This window comes from Bacillus sp. z50 (assembly GCF_058313585.1).
Map to the genome: position 1 here is coordinate 631843 of NZ_JBZFQL010000002.1, position 18899 is coordinate 650741.

The window sequence follows — 18899 nt, forward strand, 5'->3', positions numbered from 1 at the left end:
TTTATCAAACTCACATGATTACACTCTATCATTGCTCCCGATAACAGTTTTCATAACACCGTTTTACTTTTAAATAATACCAAAAAAAGCAAACCCACTTTTAACAATGGGTTTGCTTCTTATTACAGTTAAAAAGATTTTTTCAAATAATAGTTCTCGTGTTGTTTAACTTCCTCCATATTTTTAGGCAGTAAACGATAGAATAGGATTCCGCTTGCCAGAAGGATAACACCGAAAATAAATGTTTTTAAATCAGCCGTTCCTTTGATGATCACCCAAATGGAATATGCCGTCGCCAATATGGCTATGGTACCATCAATAATTCGTGAACGCATTTCATCAGATTTATATGTCTCGCCAGTCCAAACTAATTTCAGTTGGAATGAGGAGGAAATTAAATATGGCACTAAATAAGAAAGTGTCGCGATATAAATAATAAAGTCAAATGCATGAGCAATTGAATTTGAAATAGTTGAGAAAATAAATAATTGACCTAAACCATTTGAAACAATCATAGAGAAATTAGGAATCCCACGCTTATTGACCTGTAAAAACTTAGGGATAAATAAACCTTGTTTTGCTGCCTGATACGGGATTTCAGCGCTTAACAAGATCCAGCCAATTGTTGAACCAAATAAACTGATCAATCCAATGACCGCCAATGCTTTCCCACCAACAGGTCCCAGCACCGTTTCAATTGCATCGATTAATGGTTTTTCTGAATGGATAAGTGCATCCTGTGTTAATAATCCCATAACAAGTGTACTGATTCCCATATAGATAGCCAGGGCAATCAATAGCCCTAAAATGGTCGCTCTCTTTACATCTGCCTTTCTCTTCGCCCTTGATGCGAATACAACAGCAGATTCAACCCCTACAAAAGCCCATAAGGTTGAGACGGCAGCAAAATTTACCTGGCTGAGTAATCCCCGACTCTCACCATCAATTATACGAGTTTCCGCAAACGGTACAATATTAGATTGTTCAAAGGCAAATAGCCCAATTACAATGAATAATCCAAATCCAAGTACTTTTGCCGCAGTCGCCACAAAGTTTAATTTACCAGCATTCTCTATGCCTCGCATAATAAAGAAATGAACGCCCCAGAGCATGATTGTGCAGACAAGGAATGTTAAAGCATTGCCAACTTTTAGACTAAAATTCCCTATACTGAACAATTCAGCCGTACTAGTCAAACTTGGGAAGAAGGTAGATAAATACCCTGCAAACGTAGTGATGATGGCAATATTACCTGCAAAATTACCAATCCAGTATCCCCATGTAGACATAAACCCGGATAATCTTGAGGCTAAAGAATTTTCCTTGAACAATTCCTTAGCATAAATCTGAGGGCCACCTGTTAAATGTGGCTTACGAACAGCCAGATTCCCAAAAACCAGCGCAATAGTTAGTACACCCAATCCTGTTAATCCCCATGCCATAATTACTCCGGCAGGACTAGCTACTTCTGCCAGCGTACGCGGCAACATAAAAATACCAGACCCAACCATATTGCCGACTACAAATGCCGTTAAAATCCAAAAACCCAGTTGCTTCTTATTGTGCACGATAATTCCCCTTCCAAAGCTGTCATGTTACTCTCTATTTTTGAATTATCCATTTCTGTGTAAATAAACTAAATAAAAAACACACCTTATTGTTAAGGTGTGCAACATTTTATGATTAGCCACACCAGACAATAAATGGATAGTTCTCCATGGAATATATACATATCGCGATGTATATATTCCATGACAGTCCTGCACCTATTCGGATACAGTCCCAGCTGCTCTCTTCGGAAAAAAAGAGCGCTTCGGCAGATTTTCCTTTCAACTAAAGTCAGCAAGCTTTCCGGCTCTCTTTTTAGTTTACTAATAAAATCCGCGACCTCTACCTCATCTTTTAGTCCGATGAGGATTTGTATTAAATTAAATTATTCCTGTATAAAGGATACAGTGAAAACGCGAATGCTGTCAATATTATTCGACAATGTTATTTTCAAATCAACTTATTTATGATTAATCCATTTGTTTTGGAAAGCTGCTATACTGCTATATTCAGTCTCCAATTTTCTGTATATATTGATGTAAATTGGCAGTAATTCCTCGTATCTTTCTACATTTGCTTTAACCGGCGTATGGACATGTGTAGTTCCCACATAATTTGATACAACGGATAGGTCTTCAATTTCACCGAGTGCATATCTGCCGAGTACAACTGCTCCTAAACAAGAGCTTTCAAAGCTTTCTGGCACATCTACTTCCTGATTAAAAATATCCGCAAGCATTTGCCTCCATAACTCCGAGCGCGCAAATCCCCCCGTTGCCCTGATTTTACTTGGCACACCTATCAATTCCTGCAAAGCTAATAAGACTGTATAGAGATTAAAAATGACTCCTTCAAGCACCGCTCTGACCATATGTTCCTTTTTATGATGAAGTCCCAAGCCAAAGAACGATCCTCTGGCATCAGGGTTCCAAATGGGCGCTCTCTCTCCAGCTAAATATGGGTGGAATAGTAGTCCATCTGCCCCCGGCGCTACTTTTGATGCTATCTTGGTGAGTACTTCATATGAGTCAATTCCGAGGCGTTTAGCTGTTTCTACTTCCGCTGAAGCCAGCTCATCTCTTAGCCATCTAAAAGTCATACCTCCATTATTAACTGGTCCGCCAATCACCCAATGCTTATCCGTCAATGCATAACAAAAAATTCGGCCCTTTTCATCCGTAATCGGCCTATCTGTTACCGTACGAATGGCTCCGCTCGTTCCAATCGTGACTGCTACAATCCCTGGATCAATCGCATTGACACCCAGATTGGAGAGAACGCCATCACTGGCTCCTATTACAAATGGAGTATCCGGCAACAGCCCCATATCCGCAGCATAGGCGGAGTCCATGCCAGATAAATAATATGTAGTTGGTACTGGTTTAGACAAATGGGTCTCTGTAATACCCGCGATTGCCAATGCCTCAGAATCCCATTCTAAATTTTTAAGATGAAACATTCCTGTTGCTGAAGCAACCGAATAATCAATCACATATTGCCCAAATAATTTATAGAAAACATATTCTTTAATGGAAATGAATTTATATGTCCTACTCACTAATTCGGGATAATCATTCACCAACCAAGTGATTTTTGTTAGAGGAGACATCGGATGGATTGGCGTTCCAGTTCTCCGATAAATGTTTTGTCCATTCCTCTCATTTTTAATATAGTCGGACCACTTCTTTGAACGGCTGTCAGCCCATGTAATGCATTGAGTTAATGGATTCCCATTTTCCTCAACCGCAATTACGCTGTGCATAGCCGAGCTAAAGGATACTAACGACAGTTCATCAGGATTTATTTGGCTTTGGACCATTACTCCTCTTATTGCATTAAGTACAGCATGAAAGATCTCATCCGGATTCTGCTCTGCTGTAAGTGGAGTCGGGCTATATAATGGGTACTCTACATGATAGCTGCTGAGCACAGATGCGTCTCCCGAAAATAATACAGCCTTTGTACTCGTGGTTCCTATATCAACTCCTATATAAAACATCTATCTTCCCTCACTTCCCTAAAAGCTCAATACTAGATTCTTACCTTTATTCATATTTTTATAAACAACTTAACACAATTTGACGCCTATTGATTATTTTTTTCACGACTGGCAAATACTTTCTATTAAATAAAAACGGACATCAGGAGGCCTCATCCATATTGAAGAATAAAACAATTGCCATTCTTGCTCCATTCTTTTTATTTATATTTTTATTTATTTACACGCAGACACAAAAAGAGCCTATTACAGAGGAATCTATACCTGTTTTGACTCAAACAGGAATTAAGGAAGGTCAATCTGCACCTGATTTCGAATTAAAAACTCCGGACGGAAAAACCATAAAATTATCTGATTATCGCGGTCAAAAAGTTTTATTAAACTTTTGGGCAAGCTGGTGCCCTCCCTGCAAATTAGAGATACCAGATCTCAATGAATTTTATAGTGAACATAAAATGGGGAAGATCACTGTATTAAGCGTGAATATGACCTATTCAGAAAAAAACAAGCAAGCCGTTCAAACCTTCCAAGATATGTATAAGATCAAGTATCCTGTATTACTGGACCAAACGGGTACTATTGCTAAATTATATAAAATTATAACGATCCCAACCAGTTATTTCATTGACTCTAACGGCATCATTCAAAAGCGAATGATCGGACCCTTGCAAAAAGAAACGATAGAAAATCTGATAGAAACAATTGATTGAGGAGCGACCCAAAGTATACCCAATAAAAAATAACAAAAAAAGACAAAATTATACTTTTTTTATTTTATACCTAAACCATAGTAAAATAAAATCTATGAAAAAGATCAATTACAAATCAAGGGGTGTTGATTCACGAATGAAAGCATACAATATTTTAATTACATTAATGCTTGTGTTAATCAGCGTGTTGTCTATTAAAAATTTATATGCAGGCCATTGGGATTTGCAATACTCCCTATTAAACGGCGGAATGGCTATTATTGTATTAGGTATCTTTACGGCTTATACACAGTCTTTAAAAGAACAATCCAATTAAATAACAGCTGGTTTGGGAGAATCCAAACCAGCTATTTTTGTATCATTCATGATTTCTTGCAATCGCTTGAACACAAACGGGTTTCGAAAGAGAAATCGTATTCCCTGTAAAGGTTGGAATACCTTCTTTATTAATTTCAAATAAAACTAATGAATCACTTTGCTCATTTGCTGCAATGAGTACTTTTTCTTCGTCTATTAACTCGAAATTTCTCGGTCCCTGTCCTTCCGTATGTGTAAATGCGATAATTTCCGGTATACCTGATTCTGCCACTTTGTACGTTGCAATACTGTCATGCCCTCTATTTGAGGCATATAAGAATTGGCCATCCTCTGAAATATGCAAATCGGCTGCTGTATTTTCCTCTTTGTAATCATCCGGCAATGTAGTAACCACCCCTAGAAGAGAATCCGGTATATGTTGGTCATTTAATTCAAATACTGCGATTGTATTGCTTAATTCCTGGATGACATACATGATTGGCAATGTAGGGTGAAAGGCAAAATGTCTTGGACCCGATCCAGGAATAGTAGACATTTTAGCCAAATTGGCAAAATCCTTATCATCGTATACATAAATTTTATCAGTACCTAAATCTGCTGCAACTACAACGGAGGAATTCGGTACCGGTACGATTGAGTGAGCATGCGGTGCATCCTGTCTGTCTGCCCAAACCCCTGATCCAACATGTTCATTTGTTGTCGTATGTTCTCCAAGTGTTCCGTCCTCTTGTAGTTCTATCCTAGTTACCGTGCCACCATAATTACTAATGTATAAACAAGATTCATTTTCACTAAGACTGACATAGCAAGGTGCCATCCCATTCGTAGATTTGCGATTTAACTCTCTAATCTGTTCGGATTGCCGATTGATTGCATAAGAGACAACCATCCCATACTCAACTTCACTTACCGCGTATAAATGGGTCTGAGCTTTATTTATAACAAGAAAGGAAGGATTTTCAATACCCGTATATTTCTCAACTAAGTCAAGTTTTTTTTCTTTCACGTTCAATTTGAATAGATGAATACCCGTACTTGTTGCTTCTGCATAAGATCCGGTATAAATCATCCATTCATTTTTCTTATTTCCTTGAATTTCATTCATCTTGACTGCCCCCATCCCGTGTTAAATAAACTAATAGTTTCTGTTTCATTTCTATTCCCCTTTTTAAAGATATTGAATCTTAAAAAAAAACCCACAACCTATATTTCAAGGAAGTGGGGTCATTTATCCGTATTTATATTAATTCGTAACCAGCTCGGATTGTGGATACGCAGCATCATGCAATTCAGTTTCAAGCTCTTTAGTATACATTTCTGTTTGCTGTTCAGTCCAATGCAGTACTTTTTTCATATACGAAATCACTTGATCTTTGTATTCATGAACATGCTTAATATCAAATAGGACCATGCCAGTTCTGCGATTAAAGAAATCAAGCGGCGTATAAGCCAATTCATATTCAATTGCATAGCCCAATTTAGCCAATACTGGTAATGGCAGCCCTATTTCGCTCGCTTTTTCTTTGTTTTTTCGGGCTATTTCAAACAGAAGCGGAGCATTGGATCCATATGTTGAAATAATCTCTCTTGCTTCTGTATCTGATAACCCGGTTCCGATTGCTTTTTCTTTAGTTTTGCTTATATATGAACTAAATTTCGTTGAGCCTCCAACACGGCCGCCGGATATCGGCATTTTTTCAGTATAGCAGCTACCGAAATGTTTATATCCTTCATCTCTGAATTGTTTAGCTACTAAATCCAAAACGGTTTCAGCCATTTTACGATATCCTGTCAATTTTCCGCCTGCAATCGTAATTAACCCAGAATCAGATACCCATGTTTCATCTTTCCTGGATATCTCAGAAGCACCTTTCCCCTCCTGGCTGATTAATGGGCGCACTCCAGCCCAACTGGATTCCACATCCTCTTTAGTAACGTTTACTGAAGGGAACATATAGTTAATAGCATCCAATATATAATCTCTGTCTTGATCAGTCATTTTTGGATTGATTGGATCTTGACCATAGAATGTATCTGTTGTCCCAACATAGGCTTTCCCTTCACGCGGAATCGCGAATACCATTCTTCCATCAGGGGTATCAAAATAAACCGCTTGTTTCAAAGGGAAACGGGATTGGTCAATCACTATGTGTGCACCTTTAGTAAGCTGAAGCACTTTACCTTTTTTAGAATTGTCTTTTTCACGTATAAAGTCTACCCATGGACCCGTTGCATTTATAATCTTCCTAGCTTTAATTTGGAAGGAATCCTCATCCAATATATCCTTAACATTTACACCTACTATTTTTCCATTTTCATAGATTAAATCCTCGACCTTGGCATAATTCAGTAAGCTTGCTCCTTGTTCAAACGCTTCTTTCATGACTTCCATCGTCAGGCGGGCATCATCGGTTCTGTATTCAACATAGTAGCCCCCACCCTTTAAGCCATCTTTTCTAACCAATGGAGCTTTTTCAATTGTTTCATCTACTGTAAGCATAGTGCGGCGTTCTTCCTTTTTCACTCCAGCAAGAAAATCATACATCTGTAAGCCAATGGAAGTAGTAAATTTACCAAATGTACCGCCTTCATGGAAGGGTAATAACATCCATTCAGGTGTTGTAACATGAGGACCATTTTCGTAAACAATAGCCCTTTCTTTCCCAACCTCTGCAACTACTCCTACTTGCAATTGCTTTAGATAGCGCAATCCACCGTGAACCAGCTTGGTTGAACGGCTTGATGTACCGGCTGCAAAATCCTGCATTTCAACTAGGCCCACCTTCATCCCTCTTGTAGCTGCATCTAAAGCAATCCCTGCTCCGGTAATTCCTCCACCAATGACAAGCACATCGAAATGTGTGTTTTGTAATTTATTTTTATATTCATGTCTATTTAAACTATTTAAACCCATCCTCTTGTTCCTCCTCTGTTGATAAGTGCTATTGAGATAATAAAAAGAGACCACAAAATACATTACCCTTATTTAAAGGAATGTACTCGCGGTCTCTTAAAATCTCTAACCTTATATTAACTTATTTTCATTATATCATTTTTTGAGAAAAACTCATACAAAATTGAATTATCATTTAAAGGTTCTGGTACTTGCAACCGCTCTTTCCCAACCATCAACCAATTCATTACGTTTCTCTTGTTCCATAGTCGGTTCATATGATTTATCAATGATCCATTGCGCAGCAATTTCATCCTGGCTTTCCCAGAATCCAACAGCCAGCCCAGCTAAATAAGCAGCTCCAAGGGCAGTCGTTTCATTAATTTTTGGTATTTCAACCGGCACGTTTAAGATATCACTCTGGAATTCCATCAAGAATGAATTCTTAACAGCACCGCCATCGGCACGCAATGTTTTCAATTCAATTCCGGATTCCTCTTCCATTGCATCAATAACAGCTTTTGTTTGGTAGGCTAAAGATTCAACGGTTGCTCTGATAAAGTGATCCTTTGTAGTCCCTCTTGTCAGACCGAAGACCGCTCCTCTTGCATCACTATCCCAATATGGAGTACCGAGACCTACGAAGGCTGGAACGACATACACGCCATCCGTAGAGTCCACTGCCCGGCAATATGTTTCACTATCAGCAGCATCCTTAAGCATCCTTAATCCGTCTCGGAGCCATTGAACAGCAGAACCCGCTACAAAGATACTACCTTCCAATGCATATTCAACTTTACCGTTTAATCCCCAGGCTAAAGTGGTCAATAATCCTTTTTCAGATTTAACCGGTTTTTCACCTGTATTCATGAGCATAAAGCAGCCTGTTCCATATGTGTTTTTAGCCATTCCTTTTTCAAAACATGCCTGGCCAAACAATGCTGCCTGTTGGTCACCAGCAATACCTGCAATAGGTATACTCTTACCAAAGAAGTGATAATCAATCGTTTGTGCATATACCTCAGAGGACGGACGCACTTCTGGAAGCATGGATTTCGGAACATCCAATATCTCCAATAATTCATCATCCCACTCAAGGTCATAAATATTGTACATCATTGTTCTTGAAGCATTGGAATAATCAGTTACGTGAGCTTTACCGCCGGATAGCTTCCAGATTAGCCATGTATCAATTGTCCCGAATAACAATTTTCCTTCATTGGCTAAATCACGTGCACCTTCTACATTATCAAGGATCCACTTAACTTTTGTGCCAGAAAAATAGGCATCTATTAACAAACCGGTTTTAGAATGAAAAAGATCATTATGGCCAGCGCTTTTCAATTCCTCACATATATCTCTTGTCTGGCGGGATTGCCAAACTATCGCATTATAAATAGGTTGACCTGTTTCTTTATTCCAAACCACCGCTGTTTCACGCTGATTTGTAATTCCGATTCCTTCAATATCCGTTGCCTCTATACCTGATTCTGAAAGACAGCCCGCAATAACAGCAAGCACTGAACCCCAAATTTCGTTGGCATTATGCTCCACCCAGCCCGGCTTTGGAAAGTACTGTGTAAATTCCTTTTGAGCACTATGTACAATTTCCCCTTTTTTATTGAATAAAATAGCTCTGGAACTAGTAGTCCCCTGATCAATTGATAAAATATATTTCTCCATTTTTTTCATCTCCCATCTACTAATTTTTATATTATAATCGATTTCTTTAAAGTTAGTAACTTATAACCTTGCTTTTACTGGATCATTAGCTTGTCGTAGTGCTTGTTCTGAATCTTTATTAGTCATAAAATAAGCGATTACCAAGATAACTACAGTACCAGCTAATACTGCCCAGAAAGCGCCTGTCAGCGTATTATTGAAGACCGCTTTATGGAACAATGCCCCCAAGGATCCGCCAAGAATGGGTCCTACAACCGGAATCCAAGCATATCCCCAATTAGATGGGCCTTTCCCTGCTATCGGAAGAATCGCATGTGCAATACGCGGACCTAAATCACGTGCCGGATTAATGGCATAACCAGTTGTTCCCCCAAGAGCCATACCGATTCCTACAATTAAAAGACCGACTGCGAATGGATTTAAGCCTTCCGTAAAATCATTTGCTCCAATGAATTGCAGACCTAGCAATAAAATAAATGTTCCTATAATTTCACTAAGTAAATTTGAAAATGTATGAGGAATAGCTGGACCAGTTGCGAAAACTCCTAATTTTGTCCCTGAATCTTCAGTCGCTTTCCAATGCGGTAAGTATTGTAAATAAATAAGAGTAGCCCCAATCATTACTCCAATCATTTGCGCCAAAATATATCCTGGTACATCTGCCCAAGCAAAATCTCCGCTAAACGCAAGACCAAATGTAACAGCAGGATTTAAATGAGCACCGCTAATACCGCCGACTGCAAAAACGCCTAATGTAACACCAAGCCCCCAGGCAATGGTAATAACAATCCATCCAGCATCCTTTGCATAAGATTTAGTTAAGTTGGCTCCGGCACACGCTCCAGCTCCGAAAACTATCAAAATCATCGTACCTACTAATTCACCCCAAAATGGTGTCATTCCTTCCATCTCCCTATCATATAAAATCAAAAAAAATGGAGAAACAAGCACTAAAGCATTCCTACTTATTAAGGAATACTGCCACCTGTGTCTCCATGTCTTTTCACATACTTATTAACTTAAACACAGTGTAAAACTATTTGTAAACGCTGTCCAATAAAAAGAAATAAATAGGGAATTCGACTCATTCCCCTGCAAAATACTGCCAAAGTTCTCGTTTAGAAGAGGTTATCGAGACAGCGCCAGCTTCAATTGCTTCTTTCGCTTCTTCAACTGTTCGAATTAAACCACCCGCAAAGATCGGCAGCTGAATTTCCCCTGCAACTTCCTTAATCATATTAGGAAGTGCGCCCGGTAGTACTTCAATATAATCAGGCTGTGATTTTTTGACCATCTTATAGCTGCGTTCGAGCGCATGGCTATCAATCATAAAGATTCGCTGCACAGCTATTGCCTGATGTTTTTTTGCTTCTTGGATAACCGCTGATTTTGTGGATATGACACCAAACGGTTTAAACTCCTGACAAAGATATTGAGTACCATATTCATCATTCTTTAGACCATTGATTAAATCCACATGAAAGAACAACTGTTTATCTGCCATTTTGGCCATTTGAGTAATATGTTTGATTTGTCCCAGATGAGTTTCTAAAATAACACCTGTTTTAAATCCTGAATGTAAAAACCTTTCAAAGTCCTTCATATTTGAAGCTGCCGGTAATATTTTCTGTTCCAATCTAATCTCTCCCATTCAGACCCCTTATTCATAAGGAAAAATCCCTTTCAATATAGAATACATATAATCTATGTATTCTTCTACTAAAAGGGATTTATATGATTATGATTAACGTACTATTTCTGCATCCCCTGCTGATTCATTCTTCTTGAAAAAGGATAATCCAACAGATAGTCCAGCAAACAGAACCAGGAAGACAACTAGTATCATTGCATTTGCAAACATCATACCGAAGTCATCCAGAGATACCAATGCACGGAATCCCGCAATCGAATAAGTCATCGGTAGGACAGTGCTTAGATCACGTAAATATTCAGGCAGCATATCGATTGGCAATGCAGATCCGGTAGTAGAAAGCTGCATAATCAAAAGTGCCACACCTATAAACAAACCAATGTTGCCGGCAAGCATAGTCAAGAAGAACACAATTGACATAAATGAAATACTCGCCAATACAGCAAACAAGATGAGCAAAAGACTATTCGCAAATCCTGAATTAACAAAGAATATGGTAAATCCAGAAAGAAGAATCGCCTGACCAGCTACCAATAAAGCGAGTAAACCAAATCTTTTGGAATACCATGCGAAGTTTGAGATAGCTGCATCCATTGGTTTTCTAACCCCAACAACCAACATCATTAATAAAACACCCACAAATAATGCTAACGATAATACATATGGAGCATTTGCATAACGATAATACGAATAACTATTAATTTTCGAATCGATCAGCTCAACCGGCGAGGAGAACATGCTAATCGTTTCATCAGTAGCATTTATACCTGCCGTTTTTTCTGCTCCGTCACCTAAGCCGTTGGATAATTCAAGTGTACCGTCTTTGATTTGACCGACACCTTTATCAATTTCAGTCACGCCTTCCTTCATCGTACCCCAGCCAGTATTAACTGTTGCGTTACCATCAGCTACTTGCTTTGAACCGTCAAATAGTTGCTTAGATCCATCAACAGCTGTTTTCCAGCCTGCATTCACTGTGGCATTACCACCAGCCACTTCAGCAGCACCATTTTTCAACGTATTCAAAGATGTTGACAATGTACCCCATGCACTATTTACTGTTGCTGTTCCGTCTGCCACTTGCTTGGAACCATCATAAAGCTGTTTAGAACCTGCTACTGCGGTTTTCCAGCCATCGTTAACCGTAGCATTACCGTCTGCCACTTGCACAGCACCTTTATTTAGCGTATTTAACGATGTTGTTAACGTACCCCATGCAGTGTTAACTGACCCTGTGCCTGCTGCTACTTGTTTAGACCCGTCATAAAGACGTTTGGATCCGTCTACTGCGGTTTTCCAGCCTTCGTTAACTGATTGATTTCCGGCAGCTACTGTGGTAAGGCCACCATTAATTTCACCTACACCATTAGTGATTACTCCCCAATTTGTACTTACGGAATCCGTACCAGATTTTATTTGTTCTGCACCTACTGTTAATTCTGATGCTCCTTGAACAATACCCTTTTGACCCGGTATGATTTGATTTTCAAATGCAGCATTTAACTCTTCTACACCTGGTTTAAGCTTTTTAGAAATACCTGAAGCCAATGAAGCTGCACCAGCATTGAGACCGTTTTCCGCTATTATCCCCTGATTTACTTCACTCATCCCTGCGGCTACTTCTTTAGCCCCTGCTAATAACAATTGATAATCAGGGGAAAGTTCTATACCAGGGATTTTTTTAGCCAATTCTTCAATACCGGCGGCTACCCTTGCCGATCCATCTGCTAATTTAGGTGTATTTTCAGCTAATTTATTTAAACCTCCAGAAATTTTAGCACTTCCATTTTCCAATTCAGGCATACTACCATTTAATTGTTTGACTCCTGATTGAGCTGATTGTAAACCAACCAACATATCAGAAGTACCTTTTTTCAACTTTTCAGTCCCATCATATATGGCTGCTCCACCAGCAGCCAACTTTGCAATACTATCTTTATTGCCATTAAGCTGGGAATAAAGATAATCTGATCCATCTTTAAGATCTTTGGATCCTTTTGCAAGTGCTTCAATATCCTTCGCCTTCCCACTAAATGTTCCTGACAATGTCCCTAAACCATCTTCAATTGTCTTTGATCCGTCTGCTAGTTGTTGAATTTCAGCGGCCTTACCGCCCACTGTTGAATAAATTAAACCTGAGCCGTCTCTGAGATCAGCTGCTCCATCAGCAAGCATTGCAATACTAGCTGAACTTCCTGCCATAGTGCCATTCAACTGGCCCAACCCATCCTCAACCTGCTTCGACCCACTTGCAAGTGTATTGATATCGCCGGTCTTACCACTTACGGATGAATAAATAAGGCCTGAACCATCACTAACCTGGGCTGCTCCATTTGCCAATCTTGTGATATCAGCTGATTTTCCAGCCATCGTTCCATTCAATTGACCGAGTCCCTGTTCAAGTTCCTTTGAACCGTCTGCCAGCTTCTGAATATCTCCTGTTTTTGTTGTTAATGAATCCAGTAGGGTTCCAGTACCCTCCTTTAGTTTAACAGAGCCTTCATGAAGCTTTGTTGAACCTTCTTCACCGGATTTAAATCCTTCTGCTACATCACCAAGCTGAGCAAAAACTGTGCTCGTATAGGTAGCGGTGATTGTATCAGCAAGCTGCTCTTTAATTGTTCCTATAGCTGTTTTCGTTGCTGTTGCAGCTATAAAATGCAGACCTTCATTCTGCGTATACTTTAGTTCCGGTTTTTCCGGATTTTCATCCATTACGGTTGCTACCTTTTGGGAAAAGTCTTCAGGAATCTCAATTACCATATAATATTCATTATCATTAAGTCCGCGATTCGCTTGTTCCTTACTGACAAATCTCCATCCCAGGTCATTCCCGTCTTTAAGTTTCGCTACCAAGTCTCTGCCAACATTGACTTCCTTGCCATCTGTTACAGTACCTGAATCATTATTCACAACTGCGACCGGTAAGTTTGAAAGATTATCATATGGTCCCCAACTTGGCGTTAGCATAATTAATCCATAAACTAACGGTACCAGTAAAACAGCAATTAATGAGATCCAAAAACCTCTCCTGCGACCGAGTTCTGACATCCGATTCCCATTACCTAAAGCGTTCATTCATTACCCCCACTAGTCTGATTTATCTATATTAAGGTGGTTATGAAAGCGCAACCACTCGTATACTGATTATATATTCTGAATATTTAGTGAAAGTCCTTCTAGTAATTTAACAAATTTGTAAATTAATTAGATATTTTGTACCTTTTTTTAATTTTTAATAAGAAAATCTTATGACTTAGTTAAAGAAAAACTTATCTTTTGTAGTCTTTTAGACCTTTTATATTACCAAAAGACCCCATAAAAAAACCTCCCTACTCGAAGTGGGAAGTTCTGTACTCTATTATTTTGGTCTTTCCAGTTTAAATTGTTCACCAATCTTCATAAAATTTTGGCCAGCAAGCCGGGAAACAGGCTTGAGTAATTCTGTACGGATTGTACCATCCTTGTAGATGGCTTCATCTATATGATAAAAAACAATATTACCGATTAATAGATCACAACCTGCATCTTCTGCGGTATGGCCTCCAAGCGGTATTACTTTATGTACGGTACATTCCATCCGAATTTTCGCAGGGCTAAGCCCTGGGACTCGTACATGAACACTATCTACTGTTTGAAAGGGAGATCCTTCTAATTCACTTTGGTCCGGAGGCAATTCAGCTGCTGTCCAATTCGCTCCCTCCACGTTTTCTTCATCTGTAATATGTAGGACAAATTCTCCCGAATCGATTGCATTTCTTGCTGTATCCTTTCTTTCGCCATTCCTTCGCTGGATTGATACAGCAATCAGTGGGGGATTTGAACTAACGATCGTAAAATAACTAAAAGGTGCAATGTTCATAATTCCTTCGTTAGAAATGGTTGAGATAATGGCAATCGGTCTAGGAACGATTGCCCCTGTTAAAAAGGTATAATTCTCTCGCTCACTCATTTCGGTTGGATTTAGGGATATCATCTAATCATCTCCAATTTATTTAAATTGCTGAGAAAACCATAATCCTGCAGCCTCTACCTCTGATTGTGTCAGCTGGTGTCCATTTTGTTCCCAATAAACTTCTACTTTGGCTCCGGCAGCCTTCAGCATTTCACTCAGTTCTTTTGTTTCTTCTGGTGAACAAATTGGATCGTTTTTGCCAGCTCCTATAAAGATTGGCAGACGTTCCATTTCTGGCAGCTTTATTCCTCTTAAAGGAACCATAGGATGATGCAAAATAGCTCCTTTTAATACATGTTGGTAGTGAAAAAGCATACTGGCAGCTATATTTGCTCCATTTGAATAACCGATTGCCAACACATTGTTTCGGTCAAACCCATACTTAAATGAGGCTTCGTTTAAATAATCGTTTAGTTCCATTGTACGAAACTTTAAATCTTCAACATCAAAAACACCTTCAGCCAATCTTTTAAAGAACCTTGGCATTCCATTTTCCGAAACGTTGCCTCGGACACTTAAAATGGAGGACTCAGGTGAAATTAATTTAGCAATTGGCAATAAATCATGCTCTGTTCCACCTGTACCATGCAGCATAAAAAGTGTTGGAAGTTTCATATTTGTTCCTTTTATAAAATAGTCTCTCATGCATATTCCCCCAATTTATCGCTTAAAACGTTCCAATTTATCCCTCTAGTTCTTGGGATTCTTATCCCATAAAATTTCAATCCTATTAAGTTTACTTTAAATTTATCTTGAAACTAGTATATTATAGAACTTTATTTATTACAAAATTGAGTAGTAAGCGTATTACTTCTATTAAAATGATCGATTAGGATCATTTTAGTGAATGACCATTAAAAAGTATCGGGATAACCAGCACAAAAAGGTCCTGATCAGTATGGAAAAGCTCTGATCAGGACTATTCATTGGTACCGATAGTATGGTTTATGGTTCCACATTGTAACTTCTAACCTTTCTTTTAATCTTGGTTTTGTCTCTTTTGGTACGAATCACATCTTATTAAGCAGTTAAATATATGCTTGGAGTCTTTCAATAAACTAGAGAATTGAATTCTATTTTTCCCAATATCTCCTTACCATGCATAACTCTTTTTCATATATTGTGCCATCAATCGGGATAATTTCAATTGATTTACCCGTATGCGGTGAATGAAGAAGTTTACCTTGTCCATAATAAATCCCGACATGATGAATGGCTCCTTTTCCATTATCATATGCAAAGAAAAGCAAGTCCCCCCTTTGCACCTCATTCAGGGCAACCGGCGTACCATATTGCGCCTGCTCACTTGCATCACGTGGAATACTATAGCCATTTGCCTTATAAATGGTATAGGTAAATCCTGAGCAATCATACCCATAACTGCTCAGTCCACCCCACAAATAGGGTAAGCCGATAAATTGTTCTCCAGAAATGATGATGTCTGCATCACTTCCTCGCGACCTCTTTTCTTTTTTGTTAAATAAAGCAACATCATCTGTGTGTAAATATCCGATTCCTAAGGGGGTGTCTACAAGTATCCATCCATTTTTTTCACCAAGGTATGATAACTTCGTTTGATAGCTTAGCACTAGGGTTTCTTGTGTTTTCTCCAGTGTAAGCAAAGCCTTCCGACTTTCAATCAAAGCAAAAGTGTCATTGGATGCAAATTCATAATCCTCCAGCTGGCATAGAGGTACCCAGCCTGGATATCCTCTGGAATCTTTCTTTGAAGACTGCTCGATGGCAATGATATGGGCCCATCCATTTTTACATTCAAGCAGCAGAACTCGTTCACCAAATAATAATTGGGTCTGGATTCTATTGGATTCGCATATATCAAGCCGCTCAGCCTCATCCATAAATAGAAGCCATTCCTCCAATCGGACCGGTTGGCTAATGGCTGGACGATCAAGCTCTCTATAAGACTGATTTGTAGTCCAAACGGTCGCTACAGCTACATTTACGGTCATGATTTTGTGAGTAAATCCCACTTTTTGATCCTCCTCTCACTTGAGCTGAATATTCCTTATACCTAAGCCTTCTATTTCGGGTAAAGTAAATTTACTTCCCTTATATTGTATGCCGCCTTCAATCAAGGAGCGGGATAACATGAGAGGGGCATCAAAATCATAGCGGGTAATATTACGTTTACTTGCAGCAAAGTGAGCAGCAGCTGTTAAACCTAAATGTGTTTCAATCATACTGCCCATCATGCATTCCATCCCTGCCGCCTCCGCTAGTTGGTTAATGTACTGGGCATAAAAAATCCCCCCAGTTTTCATCAATTTAATATTAATCATGTCTGCACTTCGTGTACGAATGACCTCTAAGGCTTGCCTTGGGGTAAATACACTTTCATCTGCCATAATAAATGTATTCACCTGATTTGTTACTTGTCTGAGGCCTTCCAAATCATCTGCCTTCACCGGTTGTTCCACCAATTCAATTTGTAAACCCATATCTTCCATACGGCGGATTGCCTGAATCGCTTCCTTCGCTGTCCACCCCTGGTTAGCATCCAGACGAATCGTAATTTCATTCCCCACACACTTTCTAATTTCTTTTACTCTCGCAATATCCTCATTTATATTACCGAGACCTACTTTAACCTTTAAGGTCGTAAAACCGCTCTTTACATATTCCAGCGCCTCCTCCCCCATTATGTGAGGGATATCTACACTTACCGTAAAGTCTGTTTCAAGCTGAGAGCTTCTGCCACCTAAATACTGATAGAGAGGCAGCTTACTATTTTGGGCCAAACAATCATAAATAGCCATATCAATTGCCGCTCTTCCGCTTGAATTCCTTGTCATAATAGCGGATAGGTCATGAAAGATCTCTTCGAAACTCAAAATATCTTTTCCTATTAAATGAGGTTTAAAGAAGTCGTGAATCGCTGTTTCTATTGATTGTAATGTATCACCAGTGATAACAGCAGTTGCGGTTGCTTCTCCCCATCCAACCAGACCATTGTCACATTGAATTTTCACATAAACAGAGTCAGCTGTATTTACGATTCGTAACGCTGTTTTAAATGGTTTAAGTAAAGGAACTTGTATACGATAGGTATCGATATTAATAATCTTCATCTGCAATTCCGCTTTCAATAGTAAGTGTCTTCTCTGCAGTGCTGATTTTGGCTTTCACGCCAAGTGGTATTCCAATATGTGGATTGCAATGGCCAATTTTAAATCCACTCATAGCTGGCTTATTAATCAATTTTGTATAGTGAGTCAATACCTCATCGAGGGTGAGTGTCCGTCTGCTTTTTGGCTGGCAATCAGCAAAATCACCAATGACTAGACCGGCAATATCATTTAACTTTCCAGCCAACCATAAGTGATTTAAGAAGATATCAATATTCCTTGGCTCTTCATAAATATCTTCTATTAGAAGTATCTTTCCCTTCGTATCTATTTCAAATGGAGTACCCAAGGTCGTTGTTATCAAGCTTAGATTGCCTCCTACTAATTCTCCCTCCGCTTCTCCCTCGATAATAGGGTGTAATGGAGAGATATCCTCTGTATAGATCACTTCTTCAGATTGAAACAGCTGTGTAAATGATTCCTTAGAGCGAGGATGTGCATCATCATTACCTAAATCAGATGCAAGCATAGGCCCATGAAAGGTGACCAAGCCCGTCTTTTGTCGAATCGCCGTATGTATAAACGTAATATCTGAGTATCCCCAGAAAATCTTTGGGTTATCTCGGATTACTTCATAATTGATGGCATCCGCAATTCGCGCTGTTCCATATCCTCCACAAGCACAGATAATGGCTTTTACATCCTCGTCTTTAAACATCGCTTCAAGATCTTCCACCCGATCTGCGTCTTCGCCTGCAAGATAACCATATTCCTTATAGATGTGACTGCCCATTTTTACAGTAAGACCTAAATCCTGTTCCAGAAAAGACAGTGCTTTTTGAAGGGCCTCCTTCTTCGGAGGACTGGCAGGAGCAATAACGCCCACTGTATCTCCCTTTTTGATCCGTTTTGGTTTAAGTTGTTCTAACATCTTCTCACTCCCCAATTATGAAATAAAGGATGCTCTATTGAACATCCATAAACTAGCTGAGAACTATAGGTTCATTTCTTTATAGGAATCTTTAATATTAATAACTTCTTTGCGATTCCTACTTA

Annotated in this window: 15 protein-coding genes and 1 riboswitch; of the genes, 2 read left to right on the forward strand and 13 right to left on the reverse strand. The window is 39.1% G+C overall.

Annotation, left to right across the window (positions count from 1 at the left end; all coding sequences use genetic code 11):
- Positions 1-128 precede the first annotated feature (128 nt).
- Both AC4G3N_RS08895 and gntK read right to left on the reverse strand, forming a co-directional pair.
- Positions 129-1568: an amino acid permease gene (locus AC4G3N_RS08895; protein WP_140461218.1), complete on the reverse strand. Its 1440-nt coding sequence runs from the start codon at positions 1566-1568 to the stop codon at positions 129-131.
- A 132-nt stretch (positions 1569-1700) separates the two neighbouring features.
- Positions 1701-1901: riboswitch (Lysine riboswitch) on the reverse strand.
- Between the two features lie 107 nt (positions 1902-2008).
- The gene (gene gntK, locus AC4G3N_RS08900) at positions 2009-3547 is read right to left on the reverse strand and encodes a gluconokinase (RefSeq protein WP_491090023.1); all 1539 of its coding nucleotides are present in this window, start codon (positions 3545-3547) and stop codon (positions 2009-2011) included.
- Positions 3548-3708: 161 nt separating this feature from the next.
- Between gntK and AC4G3N_RS08905 the strand changes: the two genes are divergently transcribed.
- Positions 3709-4257 carry a TlpA family protein disulfide reductase gene (locus tag AC4G3N_RS08905; protein ID WP_491090024.1) on the forward strand — a complete coding sequence of 183 codons (549 nt, stop codon included), beginning with the start codon at positions 3709-3711 and terminating at the stop codon, positions 4255-4257.
- Between the two features lie 136 nt (positions 4258-4393).
- Positions 4394-4573, forward strand: a complete 180-nt coding sequence (locus tag AC4G3N_RS08910; RefSeq protein ID WP_139891338.1) for a hypothetical protein — start codon at positions 4394-4396, stop codon at positions 4571-4573.
- A 42-nt stretch (positions 4574-4615) separates the two neighbouring features.
- On the opposite strand, the gene AC4G3N_RS08915 is transcribed toward AC4G3N_RS08910, so the two are convergent.
- The 11 genes from AC4G3N_RS08915 to AC4G3N_RS08965 form a co-directional block, all read right to left on the reverse strand.
- A complete protein-coding gene (locus AC4G3N_RS08915; RefSeq protein WP_491090025.1) occupies positions 4616-5680 on the reverse strand; it encodes a lactonase family protein in 1065 nt (354 codons plus the stop codon).
- 138 nt (positions 5681-5818) lie between these two features.
- Positions 5819-7489 carry a glycerol-3-phosphate dehydrogenase/oxidase gene (locus tag AC4G3N_RS08920; protein ID WP_066101068.1) on the reverse strand — a complete coding sequence of 557 codons (1671 nt, stop codon included), beginning with the start codon at positions 7487-7489 and terminating at the stop codon, positions 5819-5821.
- 171 nt (positions 7490-7660) lie between these two features.
- Positions 7661-9151 carry a glycerol kinase GlpK gene (gene glpK / locus AC4G3N_RS08925; protein ID WP_491090026.1) on the reverse strand — a complete coding sequence of 497 codons (1491 nt, stop codon included), beginning with the start codon at positions 9149-9151 and terminating at the stop codon, positions 7661-7663.
- Positions 9152-9211: 60 nt separating this feature from the next.
- Positions 9212-10051, reverse strand: a complete 840-nt coding sequence (locus AC4G3N_RS08930) for an MIP/aquaporin family protein (protein ID WP_491090027.1) — start codon at positions 10049-10051, stop codon at positions 9212-9214.
- 184 nt (positions 10052-10235) lie between these two features.
- The gene (locus AC4G3N_RS08935) at positions 10236-10787 is read right to left on the reverse strand and encodes a glycerol-3-phosphate responsive antiterminator (protein ID WP_491090028.1); all 552 of its coding nucleotides are present in this window, start codon (positions 10785-10787) and stop codon (positions 10236-10238) included.
- A gap of 108 nt (positions 10788-10895) precedes the next feature.
- Complete coding sequence (locus AC4G3N_RS08940; RefSeq protein WP_491090029.1) at positions 10896-13880, reverse strand: YhgE/Pip family protein; 2985 nt, start codon at positions 13878-13880, stop codon at positions 10896-10898.
- A 283-nt stretch (positions 13881-14163) separates the two neighbouring features.
- Entirely contained in the window at positions 14164-14778 is a 615-nt protein-coding gene (locus AC4G3N_RS08945; protein ID WP_491090030.1) for a flavin reductase family protein, read from the reverse strand.
- A gap of 15 nt (positions 14779-14793) precedes the next feature.
- On the reverse strand, positions 14794-15402 hold the full coding sequence (locus AC4G3N_RS08950) for an alpha/beta hydrolase (protein ID WP_491090031.1): 609 nt from the start codon (positions 15400-15402) through the stop codon (positions 14794-14796).
- 428 nt (positions 15403-15830) lie between these two features.
- Positions 15831-16748 carry a C40 family peptidase gene (locus tag AC4G3N_RS08955; protein ID WP_491090032.1) on the reverse strand — a complete coding sequence of 306 codons (918 nt, stop codon included), beginning with the start codon at positions 16746-16748 and terminating at the stop codon, positions 15831-15833.
- A 15-nt stretch (positions 16749-16763) separates the two neighbouring features.
- Entirely contained in the window at positions 16764-17846 is a 1083-nt protein-coding gene (locus AC4G3N_RS08960; RefSeq protein ID WP_491090033.1) for a dipeptide epimerase, read from the reverse strand.
- Positions 17833-18774 carry a S66 peptidase family protein gene (locus AC4G3N_RS08965; protein ID WP_491090034.1) on the reverse strand — a complete coding sequence of 314 codons (942 nt, stop codon included), beginning with the start codon at positions 18772-18774 and terminating at the stop codon, positions 17833-17835. The genes AC4G3N_RS08960 and AC4G3N_RS08965 overlap by 14 nt, the downstream gene beginning before the upstream one ends.
- Between the last annotated feature and the right edge of the window lie 125 nt (positions 18775-18899).